A 12,651-nucleotide genomic window follows, 5' to 3' on the forward strand; every position below is an offset into this window, starting at 1 on the left:
CTACACGACTGGCGCGCCCGCCTCAAATAGCATTGTTGGCCCGGAGTACCAGGCCATTTTTAGATTTTTGTCCTGTACAGAGCCAGAATACATATCGCCAATGAAAAGCCTTTATCCATACTCCATTTATAGACGAAGGCCCTTCAAAAGCAGAGAGACTTGTATGGTTGAGTGGCATTTCAGCCAGAACAGGGTCAGGAAGAAACAGGGTCAGGAAGAAACAGGGTCAGGAAGAAACAGGGTCAGGAAGGCAGATACTCGGGGTCAGGCTCAATGTGCTCTGCAGGATGGGTGCCGGGTTCCAGGCCTGTGGTTCTGGTGGTTTTGATGGTTCTGAGTGTGAGGTCGGATTCGCAGGTGATCTGGCAGCTCAGGCGGCCCTGACCGGCCAGTCCCTTGGCTTCCAGAACGGTTTTTTCTGCCATGGTCATGGGGGTGGGGGTGCCTTCCAGAACCTCCACCATGCAGGTGGTGCAACGGGCCTTGCCGCCACAGCGGTGCAGCATGTCCACCCCTGCGTCTTCCAGACCCAGCACCAGCCGTTTTCCTGTTTCGATTTCAAATGTGCCGTATTGTTCCACCGTGATTTTGGGCATACGCGGACCATTCTAGCGAATTGTCAGCCCTGTTGCAGTGTAGAAAAGACACTTTCCAGTTCACTCTCGTTCAGAAAGCCTTCACTGCCAGAAGCTGCAGCAATTTTGTTGCCTGCAAAAACCACGGCCCGTTGCAGGGCTTCCAGGGGGTGCATTCCCCTGGCATAAAAATGGGTGAAACTGGCACACAGCGCGTCTCCTGCACCCACCGTGCTCTGAATGCTGGGAGGCGAAAATGCAGGAACATGGTGCAGCGTGCGGTCATGGTACAGCAAGGCCCCGTCCGCTCCCAGACCCACCACGATCACCTCTGTGCCATACAGGCGGGCCAGAGCGGGCACAAAGTCTGCAGCAGCTTCTGGCAGCTTCTCATGGCTGAAGAACAGCACCTCGGCGTGCTCCAGAAAAGGCAGGTTGTATTCGTGGTGCAGGCCCTGCAAATCCTGCACATCCGTCACAAAAGGCACCCCGCTGTTCACCACTTCTGGAACCAGGGGTTTCACAAAAGGTGCATTGGTCATCACGGCAAAGTGCACGTGATCCAGCGCTTCATGAAAAAGGGCGCGTGAATAATTGGCCTCTGTCAGGTCCTTGAGGTCGGTGAAGATCTGGCGGCGGCCCTGGGGGTCGGTCAGGACCACCGACTGGGGGGTTTCGGACAGCACCTCTGACAGAAACGTCAGGCCCAGACCTGCCCTTTTCACCTCCTGACGCAGCACCTGTCCCATCAGGTCGGGGGCGGTCAGGGCCGCAAAATGCACTTCGCTGCCCAGGATGCTCAGGGCCTTGGCCACATTGAACCCCACCCCCCCAGGACGGGTGGTGGTCTGGAATTTCAGGTAACTGATGGGCGCGTACTCCAGCGGGAAGCCAGAAACCGGAACCCCGGTTTCCAGGTTGACGTTCCCGCAGACCAGCAGTTTCACACCTGCACTCCAGAATGGATGTTTTTCAGGAAGTTCTGCAGCCAGCGGGCCACATCTCTGGGGTGGTCCAGTTGCTCGTCTGAGACCTCCTGCAAGTAAGGCATGTGACCGACCTGCACCGCATGACCGGCCAGACGCAGCATCTCAATGTCGTTGTCGCTGTCTCCGAAAACGGTGGTGTTGGAAAGACCCACACCCAGCGTGCTGGCGATGTACTTCAAAGCCTCCGCCTTATTGGCGGCTGTGGGGGTGATGGTCAGGAAATGCAGGTAAGGCTCCTGGCCTCCGGTGAGGGTCAGGTGCGGAAGGTGCTCTGCCACCGCAGTTTTCAGGTCAGGCACCGAAGTGTGGTCCACATTGAGCTTCATCACATCGGCCCCAAAAACCTCCTGGAAAGGCTTGACGGGCAGGTAACGGCTCCAGCGTTTGCTGCGTGCCCCTTCAGGTGCGCGGGTGAAGAAATGGGTGGTGGAGAAAGCATACAGTTCTGCTTCCAGATGGGTGAGTTCCACGATCCTCTGCACATCCTGCTGGGAAATCAGGTGCTGCACGTGAATTTCATCCTGAATGCGCACCTGGCCGCCATTGCTGGTGGCCCGCGCATGGTGGGGCAGGCGTTTTAAAAACTCCGGGGGCAACTCCCAGCGGCCTGTGATCAGGACAATCTTGATGCCTGCATCATGGGCCTGCTGGATCAGAGGAAAAATCTCCTCTGGAACCTGCTGCTGGTGCTCATCGAAAAGGGTGCCATCGAAATCAAAGGCCAGAAGGTGGGTGCTCACAAGGCTTTTATTTTACCGGGAATTGCTGGCTGGATTGGGGTCTATTCAGGTTTCCCAAAGAACGTCAGGAAATCTGCAAGCTGACTGGACCAGTACGCCAGATCGTGGTCGCCTTTGTCCTCGCTGAATTCGATGTTGGCTCCAGCTTCCCGCAATTCCCGCACAAAGTGCTCATTGACCTCTCTCAGCAGATCGGATTTGCCCACATCGATTCTGAAATGCAGGGCCTTGAGGTTCACTTTGGTGATCAGTTTGAAGGGATCCCGGTCACTCCGGGTTTCCGGGTTGGGATACAGCCAGTCCCGCTGGTCCTGGTACAAATCGTCCTTGCCATCCCACAATGCGGCACTCTGGGCCGCAATCTTGCTGAAGAGTTCGGTGTGGGTCAGCCCCAGTTGCAGCGCTGCGTAACCGCCCATGGAGGTGCCCCCAATGAAGCGCCCATCCCGCGAAGTCACAGTGGAATATTTCGAGTCGATGAAAGACACCAGTTCCTGGGTGAGGTAATCCGAATAACGTCCTGCATTCACACCCACAATGGCCTCACGGCTGTTCACGGCAAAGCTGTTGTCATAGTTCGGGGAGACCACCAGAAAAGGACGGACTTTCTTCTGCTCGATCAGGCGGTCCATGACCTCGCGGGTGTCCAGTGCACCCAGCCAGAATTTCTCGTCTCCACCATACGGATGCAGCAGGTAGACCACGGGATATTTCTGCTGGTCGTCATAATCAGGAGGCAGGTACACTTTGACGGCCATGTTGCGGTCCAGGACAGCACTTTTCACGGAGAGCAATTCCACATGGGAAGGGTCTGCAAAGGCCAGCCCCATCAGCATTCCTGAAAGCAGCAGAACGCGCATCATGCCCTCCCCTCCAGGTAACGCCCCAGCCACCCTGGAAGTCCAATCAGGGGACAGGACACCTGTTCTTTGCAGATGTCTTTCAAGTAGTGGGCCGCTCCCACCTGCACCGAGTGACCGGCAATGCGCAGCATCTCCATGTCGTTGTCACTGTCTCCAAAAGCAATCACGCTGGCAAGTGGAACCCCCAGCAAATCTGCAATTTCACGCAGGGCATGCTGTTTGTTGGCTTTCTGGGCGGTGATGTTCAGAAAACCCGGATAGGGCTCAATGGCACCTGCAGCATTCAAATGCGGCAAGGTTTCCCGGATCCGCTGCTTCAGTACAGGACAGGCTGGACCCTTGAACTGAAGTTGCAGGATGTCATGGTTCACCATTTCTTCCAGTGGGAACAACTGTCCTGCCTGATGCCACTGCTCCCACTGTGCAGCCTGATAATGGGATACAAAACTCAGGGGCCGATCTGTGAGGGCAGACCCCACCACTGCAAGGCCTTCGGGCACCAGATCCAGCACGGTTTGCACCTCTTGTGCAGTCAGGGCATGGGTGCTGACCTGGGTTTCCCCCAGCACAATGCGGTTGCCGTTTCCCAGCGCACGGGCATCCGGTTGAATCAGGTCCAGAAAATCCCTGAGCAGACCAAACCGCCCGGTGATCAGGGCAATTTTGTGCCCGGTGGCTTTGAGGGACTGGATGTGCTGGACCAGTTCGGGGGCATGGGTGTTGCTGGCCTCATCGATCAGGGTCCCATCCACATCGAACGCAAACAGAGACATGGGGTTATTTTATGCCATTCCCCCTGAGAATTGCAGGAGAAGTTACGGCAAGAGAACAAAGACAGGTGGAAGCCTGCCTTTGCTGGATCTGCAGTTAAAGCAGGCTTCCAATGCGTTGCAATGCTTCCTGGATGTTCTCCATGCTGGTGGCATAACTGATGCGAATGCGGCCCGGAGCCCGGAAATCGGTGCCGGGAACCACAGCCACCCGCCCTTCATCCAGAATGCGTCTGGCAGCCTCAATTTCATCTGCATGAATGGAGGTGGTGTCCACCATCACGTAAAAAGCACCCTGAGGGGTGGGGGTGGGCAGACCCATGCTGTTCAGCTCAGAGACAATGAAATCCCGACGCTCCCGGAATTTCTCACGGGCGAAGTCAATGTACTGCTGGCTGTCCCGGATGGCTTCCAGCGCAGCGTACTGCGCCACACTGTTGGCATTGGAGGTGCTCTGGCCCTGAATGGCATTCATGGCTTTGATCAGGTGCTGGGGTCCTGCTGCATACCCGATGCGCCACCCGGTCATGGCGTAAGCCTTGGAGGCCCCATTGATGGTCAGCACATTGTCCCAGCCGTACAGGGCAGCAGAAACATGCTTTTCATCGTAGATGATGTGCTCGTACATCTCATCGGTGATCAGAAGCAGGTTCTTCTCGGTGCACAGTTCCACCAATGACCGGATGGTGGCCTCTGGATACACCACCCCTGTGGGGTTGGAAGGGCTGTTGATCATGATCGCAACGGTGCGGTCTGTCACAGCAGCACGGACTTTTTCGGGATCCAGGGCGTAACCCTCTTCTGCCAGGGTGTCCACAAAGACCGGAACCCCACCCGCAAAAGTGACCATCTCCGGGTAGGAGACCCAGAAGGGCGCAGGAATGATCACCTCATCCCCCGGATCCAGCAGGGCCATCAGGGCATTGAACAGGGCCTGCTTGCCTCCAGAAGTCACCGTGACCTGCTCTGGGGTGTAGGTCAGATTGTTTTCGCGCAGCAGTTTCTCGCTGATGGTTTCACGCAGTTCAAAAATCCCATTCACAGGGGTGTACTTGGTTTTTCCGGTGCGGATGGCCTGATGGGCGGCCTCTTTCACATGGTCGGGGGTGTCAAAATCGGGTTCCCCCACCGACATGGAAATCACATCGACCCCCTGGCGTTTCAATTCCAGGGCGCGAGAGGTGACGGCCACAGTGCTGGACGGTTTTAAGGCTTGAATCTTCTGGGAAAGTTTGGCCCTGAACATTTTGACAGTCTAAACCCTTGCTCTGGAGGTGGATTTCTGGGTTATAGACCTGTGGAGGGAGCAGAAGGCAGAAGCCCCAAGGGAAGATGGATGTACCGAGGGCTGACCACTGACCGCTGAACACTTTTTCAGCCCTGGGGCCGCACGTTGAGGGCCATCTGCAAAGCGCTGCCTGCTGCTCCAATGGCACTGGCATTGCCTCCAAAGCGGCATTTTACGATCACCTGATCCGAGTAGATGCCCGGATGGGTGCGGGTTTTCACCTCGTTGAGCATGCTGGACCAGAAGTGCCCGGAAAGCTGGATCAATGGACCTCCCAGCACCACCCGACTGGGGTTGAAGGTGGTGAGCAGGTTGCTGATCAGGATGCCCAGGTAACGGGAAAAGCTGTGCAGGGCCGTGAAGGTTTCTGGGGTCTGGGCTTGCAGGGCTTCGGTGATGTCCTGCAAAGACCCCTGACCATGCCCGAACAAACTCTGGCTGAGGGCACGCACACTGATCAGGGTTTCAGCGCACCCGGTTTTCCCGCAGGTGCAGCGCCTGCCCTGATCGGGCTGCAAGATGGTGTGCCCGACCTCTCCGGCATAACCGCTGTGCCCCTGCAGGATGTCACGTTTTAAAACAAAACCTGAACCCAGACCTTCCCCCAGGCTCAGGTACACCAGGTCCTCCACATCAATCAGGTTCCCGAACATGTACTCGCTCATGGCTGCGGTCTTGGCCTCGTTGTTGATGTACAGCAAGACTTCATGTCCGGCCTGTTTTAAGAGGGATTCCAGAAAAGACTGCACCGGAACGCTGGACCAGTCCAGGTTGGGGGCATACAGCAGCACCCCGGTCCTGGGATCCACAGGTCCAGGCAAACCCACCCCGACCCCCACCACTTTGCGCTCCTGTTGCTGACAGAAGTCCAGGGCTGCAGTGATCAGATTGCCCATCTGAGAGAGCACAGCAGAGGGGTCCCCCGCACTGTGCACCTCCTGCACCTCAGAGAGGATTTCTCCTCTGGGATTGGTGACCACCAGATTGATCTGATGGGGGGTCAATTCCACCCCCACCAGGGCCAGCCCTTCATGGTTGAAATGGATGGGGGAGGAGGGCCGCCCCACCCCACTGGCTTCCTGGCTGCCCAGCAGAATCCAGCCTTCATCTGCAAGCTCCTGAATGAGCTGGCTGACCGTGGGTTTGGCCAGATTCAGTTTTTTGGCGAGGTCTGCACGGGACAGGCCAGGGGTTTCCCGCACCGACCCCAGCAGGGCCAGCCGGTTGAGTTTCTTGAGAAGTGCCTGATCACCTGCAATCGCGCCTGCGTGTTTCATGTGGGGGTCCTGTGTGGGGGAATTCTAGCATTTATCAGCCGAGGGTCGAGGGCCGAGGGCAAAAGCCATCAGCTTTCAGCCGTCAGCGTTCAGCATTTGACCCAGAGCTATTGCTAAAGCACCATAGGCTCTCGGCTCTCGGCTCTCGGCAATCCTTGACATCACCCGGCGTAATCCACATACCTCCCATACCCCTCCCGATAAGCCTCTGCATTCTGGGGCACCGTGGTCTGCACAGCAGGTTCGCGCTCTGGCAGTGGGAATCCGGCCACCTTGAAGCCCAGCAGGGCAGCACCGTATGCGGCCCCCTGAACATAAGCGGGTTTTAGCACGGGGATTTCCAGAACATCGGCCAGGATTTGCACCCACAGATCAGACTTGGAGCCGCCTCCTGTGGCCAGCACCTGCTTTAAAGGGGTGAGGGGCTGGATGATGTTCAGGGCGTCTTTTAAAGAGTATGCGACCCCTTCCAGAACCGAGCGCACAATGTCGCTGGCATTGCTGGCGAGGGAGAGGCCAGAGAGGGAGGCGCGCAGGTTGGGGTTCAGGTGGGGTGTGCGTTCTCCGGCCAGGTAAGGTTTGAAGGTCACGCCGCTGGAGCCGGGCTGGCTCTGGGCTGCCATTTCAGTCAGTTGCACAAAGGAATGATTGGGGAAAAGGGTGTCCCTGAGCCACTGCAGGCTGCTGGCTGCGCTCAAGGTCACGCCCAGCAGGTTGTAAGCGCCATCTGCGTGGCAGAACAGGTGCACCCGCCCCTGGGGATCGGGGTTGGCTTCGGTCAGGGGGGCAAAAATCACCCCGGAGGAGCCCAATGAGAGGGTTCCGGTGTGAATGTCATCCTGGCTGATCCTCAGGCCGGTGGCTGCAGCTGCGTTGTCTCCTGCGCCTGCCACCACGGGAATCCCAGCGGGCAGACCCACCTGTTTTGCAACTTCCTCAGAGAGCTTCCCGACCACCTCATCTGAAGCAATGACCTCCGGGAAATACGACACCGGGATGTCCAGCGCACCCAGAATCTCTTCGTCCCATTGTTTGCTGGCCAGGTGGAAGCAGTTGGTTCCGGAAGCGTCGCTGGGTTCGGCCCGCATGGTGCCGGTCAGCTTGAAGGAAATGTAGTCTTTGGGCAGCAGGATGTGGCGCACCCGGCGGTAATTTTCGGGTTCCTCATCGCGCAGCCAGATCACTTTGGGCAGCTGGAATCCGGTGATGGCAGGGTTTCCGGTTCGGGCAATGAAAGTCTCTTTGCCGATGATGGCGTTCAGTTTCTCCACGGCTTTTCCGGTGCGCTGGTCGTTCCAGAGGAGGGCATTGCGGATCACTTCACCCTGGGCGTCCAGGGCGACCATGCCGTGCATCTGACCTGACAGTCCCAGGGCCAGCACTTCAGTGCCTTCTGGAAGCTGTTCGGTCACTTCTTTGAGCGCGTCTATGGAGGATTGCCACCATTCCAGCGGGTTCTGTTCGGTCCAGCCGGGTTGCGGGGTGTAAAGGGGATGGGTTTTGATGACCTCGGCGATGATCTGGCCGCTGGCATCCACAGCCAGCACCCGTGCGCCAGAGGTGCCTAAATCCAGACCCAGTGTGACTTGAGCCATGTGAGCCTCCAAAAAGAGCGGACCAGGAGGGGAGAGAGAGCGTCCTGGTCCGGGAGAATTGCTGGATGAGGGGAAGTCTTGGTCAGAATCTGTGGTCAGAACCTGAGTGGAGAGAACGTCCCCTGAAGGGGGACAGTCCTGAGCAAAGCGAAGGACAGGGGGCGAAGGACAGGGGGTGTTACTTGCCCCGAACGCCCAGCAGCACTTCGGCGGTCAGCTGGTCGATTTTTTCCAGACCGCGCCCCTTGCTGCGGATGCCTTCCAGGTCAAAGCTGGTGTCTTTGAGTTGCTGGGCATTTTCAGGAGAGAATTTGCTGGTGAGGCCACTGAGGGCTTCGTCTTTGACGTAGTATTCGGCCAGGGCAGCCTGAATTTCGGGATCTGCGTTGTACTGCTCGACTTTGTCCTTGAGGATCAGGTAAGTGCGCATGCAGCCCTTCGCAAATTCCCAGACGCCGTCGTAGTCTTCGGTGCGCAGGGCGTGGGCGTCGAAGTGGCGGGGGCCCTGGTAGCCGGAGTCTTCCAGCAGTTTGACGGTGTAAAAAGCGCTCTTGTAGTTCTCACTGCCGAAACGCAGGTCCTGGTCAAAGCGGCCCATCTTCTGGTCGTTCAGGTCCACGTGGAAGAGTTTCTTGGCATCAATGGCCTGTGCCAGTGCGTGTGGGAAGCTGAGTCCAGCCATGGTGTCGTGGGCGAATTCGGGGTTCACACCGACCATTTCGGGGTGGTCCAGGGTGGCGATGAAGCCCAGGGCTGCACCCACGGTGGGCAGGAAGATGTCCCCTCTGGGTTCGTTGGGTTTGGGTTCCAGCGCGAATTTGTAGCCGTAACCCTGGGAGATGTTGTATTCAGCCAGGAAGTTGAGGGCCTCCCGGAACCAGCCCATGGCGTCCAGGGTGCGGCTGCCAGCATCCACTTCGGTGCCTTCACGGCCGCCCCAGAAGACGTAGGTTTTGGCACCAAATTCTGCCCCCAGGTCCATGGCTTTCATGGTTTTCTGGATGGCGTAGGCCCTCACACGGGCGTCTGCGCTGGTGAAGGCTCCATCCCGGAAGATGGGATCTTTGAACAGATTGGTGGTGGCCATGGGAACCACCAGACCAGTGGCGTCCAGTGCAGCCTGGAAGTCTTTTTTGATCTGTTTTGCTTGCTCGGGGGTGGCTTCTGCAGGGATCAGGTCATTGTCGTGGAAGTTGACGCCCCAGGCTCCCAGTTCACCCAGTTTTTCCACAATGTAGGGGGCAGAAATGGCTTCACGCACGGCACTTCCGAAGGGGTCGGCACCTGGATTGCCAACGGTCCACAGGCCGAAGGTGAATTTGTGTTCGGGTTTGGGCTGGTACTGGGTCATGGGTTCTCCTTGAGGGGCCACCTTGTGGGTCTGATGCATGGGTCTGGTGGGTGGTCCGGGGTCACAACTGAATTAGTTAGAAAGACTAACTAAAGTGTAGAGGTAAATCGGAATTCTGTCAATTGTCTGTCCGTCTGAGGGGCAGGTGCAAAGTCCAGATGGGTTTCCAGGGTCTAGGGTTTTCAAGAAAGCCTTGGTTTTTCTTTTGCAGGAAAACAAATTTTTCCTTTGATCTTTCTGAAAATTTGACATGCCCACTCTGGAAGCCCTTACGGGATTGACAGGGGATAGTTAGTTTTAGTAACTTATGCTTAACCGAACTTCTGTTTTGCATTGTCGCTGGACCTGGATTCCTCTCGCTTGATGTTCCCTGAAAGGTGAACGCCTGTGCTGTGGAATCTGGTGGGTTTTGTCTGGATGGTGCTGTATAGGTCAGGCTGCTTTGTACAGCACCTGAGAGCAATTTTAGCGCTAGAATGGTGGCTGAACAGGTGCAGAAATTCAGGCATGAATTCTGGAAGGCCAAATTCAATTTGACCTTTTCATGTCTTTTTCATGACATCATGGATAACTTCTGCATTTGCTTTGCAATGGGAAGATGATTTCGCAAAGAAGGTTTTGAAATCAAAAGACATTGACAAAGTTTGTTGGCAGCACTTACAATCCAAGCGAAGATCAAAACGAAGAGGACGCACAAGAGGACATCTTGTGTGGGGAGGATGTTATATGAAAAAAGCCTGGTTGCTTGCATGTGCTCTTGGGGTTTCTGCTTTTTCTTCTACTGTTCTGGCTGCTGATGTTGTGGTGGGGGTCAGCTGGTCCAACTTCCAGGAAGAACGCTGGAAGACCGACGAAGCCGCCATCAAAGCTGAACTGGCCAAAACCGGTGCCAAATACATCAGCGCCGATGCCCAGAGCAGCAACGAAAAACAGATCAGCGACATCGAAGGCCTGATCACCAAAGGCGCAAACGTGCTGATCGTGCTGGCCCAGGACAACGTAGCGATCCTGCCCGCCATCCAGAAAGCCAAAGAAGAAGGCATTCCCGTCATTGCCTATGACCGCCTGATCGAAGATCCCAGTGCCTTCTACATCTCCTTCGACAACAAGGAAGTGGGCCGCCTGCAGGCCAAGATGGTGCTCAGCGCCAAGCCCAAAGGCAACTACGTGTTCATCAAGGGAAGCCCCACCGACCCCAACGCAGACATCCTGTTCCAGGGTCAGATGGAAGTGCTGAAGAAAGCCATGGACTCTGGCGCGATCAAGAAAGTGGGCGAACAGTACACCGAAGGCTGGAAACCTGAAACCGCCCAGCGCAACATGGAGCAGATCCTGACCGCACAGGGCAACAAAGTGGACGCTGTGGTCGCCTCCAACGATGGAACTGCAGGCGGTGCCGTGGCTGCCCTCAGTGGCGTGGGACTTGCTGGCAAGGTGCCTGTGTCCGGTCAGGATGCAGACAAAGCCGCCCTCAACCGCATCGCCAAAGGCCTGCAGACCGGAACCGTCTGGAAAGACTCCCGCACCCTGGGCCAGAAAGCCGCTGAAATCGCCGTGAAACTGGCGGGCGGAACCGCCGTCAACAAGATCCCTGGAGCCAAACCCTTCAATGGTGGACCCAAGAAAATCTCGGTGAGCGGTATCCTGCTGAAACCCGTGGTGATCAAGAAAAACAACCTGAACCTGATCATTGACGCCAAATGGGCCACCAAAGCCGAAGTGTGCGCTGGTGTGACTGGCAAGAGCATTCCCCCAGCCTGCAAGTAAGCCAGGGGCTGGGAGCCGAGGGCCAGGGGCATTTTGCCTGCTTTGGCCTTCGGCTTCGGCCTTGAAACATCTGGGAAGCAGAAAAATGGGCTTTCGTCTTCAATTTCTTGCTGCCCCTCTCTTCCGACCATGTTCAACTCTGGTCTTTTCGCTCTCGGCCCTCGGCCCTCGGCTCTCGGCACAAACACCCTGACCGCTGGCCCCTGGCCCTCAAGGACAACATGCAAAGAAGTGCAGAAAAACAAACAAGCCAGAGCCTGATGTCCAGCCTGCAACTGGATGGGCGTCTGGTTTTCATGGTGGTCGCCATTGCGGTGGTGTGGCTGGGATTTCACCTGCTGACCGACTTCACCTTCCTGACCGCCAGAAACCTCTGGAACCTCGCGGTGCAGACCAGTGTGGTGGGCGTGATGGTGGGTGGCATGGTCCTGATCATTGTCACGCGCAACATCGACCTCTCGATTGGCAGCATGCTGGGTTTTGCGGGCATGGTGATGGCCGTGACCAACACCCACCTGCCCATTCCTGACCCCTGGAATGCCATTGTCACCCTGCTGCTCGGCCTGGTGCTGGGAGCCGGACTGGGTGCAGCACAGGGCTATTTCGTGGCTTACCTGGGGGTGCCGAGCTTCATCATCACGCTGGGTGGGCTGCTGATTTACCGTTCCGGTGCCTGGATTTTGACCTCCGGGCAAACCATCGCTCCCCTCACCGACAACTTTCAGGTGCTGGGCGGCGGTCTAGGCGGCTCCATCGGTGGCCCCTGGACCTGGACGCTGGGCCTTTTTGCCATGCTGGCCGTTCTGGGAGGGGACATCTCCGGTTACCGCAAACGCCAGTCCAGAGGCCTCGCCATCCGTCCCGTCTGGGCGCAGACCGTGGTCACCCTGATCAGCCTGCTGCTGATTGCAGGTTTCACCCTGGTGATGAACGGCTACACCTATCCCAGAACCGACATTCCCAGAGGAATGCCCGTTCCTGTGCTGATCACCATTCTGGTCATTGGCATCATGACCTGGGTGGTCAGAAACACCCGCTTTGGACGCTATGTGTTCGCTTTCGGGGGCAACCCTGAAGCGGCCCGTCTGGCCGGGATCAACACCCGCATGCTCACGGTGCAGATTTTTGCCCTGATGGGCGTGCTGGCGGGTCTCGCTGGAGCCATCCAGACCGCCCGACTGAACGCAGGCACCAACTCCACCGGAACGCTGGCAGAGCTCAGCGTGATTGCTGCCGCTGTGATCGGTGGGACTTCACTTGCTGGGGGCCTGGGAACCATCACCGGAGCCATGCTGGGCGCACTGCTGATGTCCAGCCTTGCCAACGGCATGGGACTGATGGATTTGCAAACCGCCTGGCAGAACGTGGTGCAGGGGGGCGTCCTGATTCTGGCGGTGTGGATGGATGTCATTTACAACAGGAACCGCCCGAGGTGA

The 12,651-nt window shown here is 57.2% G+C and carries 11 protein-coding genes; 2 read left to right on the top strand and 9 right to left on the bottom strand.

The window, feature by feature from the left end; translation table 11 throughout:
- Positions 1-242 precede the first annotated feature (242 nt).
- From IEY52_RS22385 to xylA, 9 genes are all read right to left on the bottom strand, one after another.
- Complete coding sequence (locus IEY52_RS22385) at positions 243-596, bottom strand: 2Fe-2S iron-sulfur cluster-binding protein (protein WP_189007318.1); 354 nt, start codon at positions 594-596, stop codon at positions 243-245.
- A 23-nt stretch (positions 597-619) separates the two neighbouring features.
- Positions 620-1,522: a carbohydrate kinase family protein gene (locus IEY52_RS22390; RefSeq protein ID WP_189007320.1), complete on the bottom strand. Its 903-nt coding sequence runs from the start codon at positions 1,520-1,522 to the stop codon at positions 620-622.
- Positions 1,519-2,304, bottom strand: a complete 786-nt coding sequence (locus IEY52_RS22395) for an HAD-IIB family hydrolase (protein WP_189007322.1) — start codon at positions 2,302-2,304, stop codon at positions 1,519-1,521. Before IEY52_RS22395 ends, IEY52_RS22390 begins: the two co-directional genes overlap by 4 nt.
- Positions 2,305-2,345: 41 nt before the next feature.
- A complete protein-coding gene (locus IEY52_RS22400; RefSeq protein ID WP_189007325.1) occupies positions 2,346-3,167 on the bottom strand; it encodes an alpha/beta hydrolase in 822 nt (273 codons plus the stop codon).
- On the bottom strand, positions 3,164-3,940 hold the full coding sequence (locus IEY52_RS22405) for an HAD hydrolase family protein (RefSeq protein ID WP_189007327.1): 777 nt from the start codon (positions 3,938-3,940) through the stop codon (positions 3,164-3,166). Before IEY52_RS22405 ends, IEY52_RS22400 begins: the two co-directional genes overlap by 4 nt.
- A 94-nt stretch (positions 3,941-4,034) precedes the next feature.
- Positions 4,035-5,183 carry a pyridoxal phosphate-dependent aminotransferase gene (locus IEY52_RS22410; protein ID WP_189007329.1) on the bottom strand — a complete coding sequence of 383 codons (1,149 nt, stop codon included), beginning with the start codon at positions 5,181-5,183 and terminating at the stop codon, positions 4,035-4,037.
- Between the two features lie 128 nt (positions 5,184-5,311).
- Positions 5,312-6,502 (bottom strand): ROK family transcriptional regulator, encoded by a 1,191-nt coding sequence (locus IEY52_RS22415; protein WP_189007333.1) that lies wholly within the window; start codon positions 6,500-6,502, stop codon positions 5,312-5,314.
- 161 nt (positions 6,503-6,663) lie between these two features.
- Complete coding sequence (xylB, locus tag IEY52_RS22420) at positions 6,664-8,097, bottom strand: xylulokinase (RefSeq protein ID WP_189007336.1); 1,434 nt, start codon at positions 8,095-8,097, stop codon at positions 6,664-6,666.
- A 178-nt stretch (positions 8,098-8,275) separates the two neighbouring features.
- Positions 8,276-9,448, bottom strand: a complete 1,173-nt coding sequence (gene xylA / locus IEY52_RS22425; RefSeq protein ID WP_189007339.1) for a xylose isomerase — start codon at positions 9,446-9,448, stop codon at positions 8,276-8,278.
- A gap of 726 nt (positions 9,449-10,174) precedes the next feature.
- Between xylA and xylF the strand changes: the two genes are divergently transcribed.
- Entirely contained in the window at positions 10,175-11,215 is a 1,041-nt protein-coding gene (xylF, locus tag IEY52_RS22430; protein WP_189007341.1) for a D-xylose ABC transporter substrate-binding protein, read from the top strand.
- Positions 11,216-11,436: 221 nt separating this feature from the next.
- A complete protein-coding gene (locus tag IEY52_RS22435) occupies positions 11,437-12,651 on the top strand; it encodes a sugar ABC transporter permease (RefSeq protein WP_189007343.1) in 1,215 nt (404 codons plus the stop codon).

Origin of the sequence: Deinococcus roseus (assembly GCF_014646895.1) — a bacterium.
Lineage (GTDB): Bacteria > Deinococcota > Deinococci > Deinococcales > Deinococcaceae > Deinococcus_C > Deinococcus_C roseus.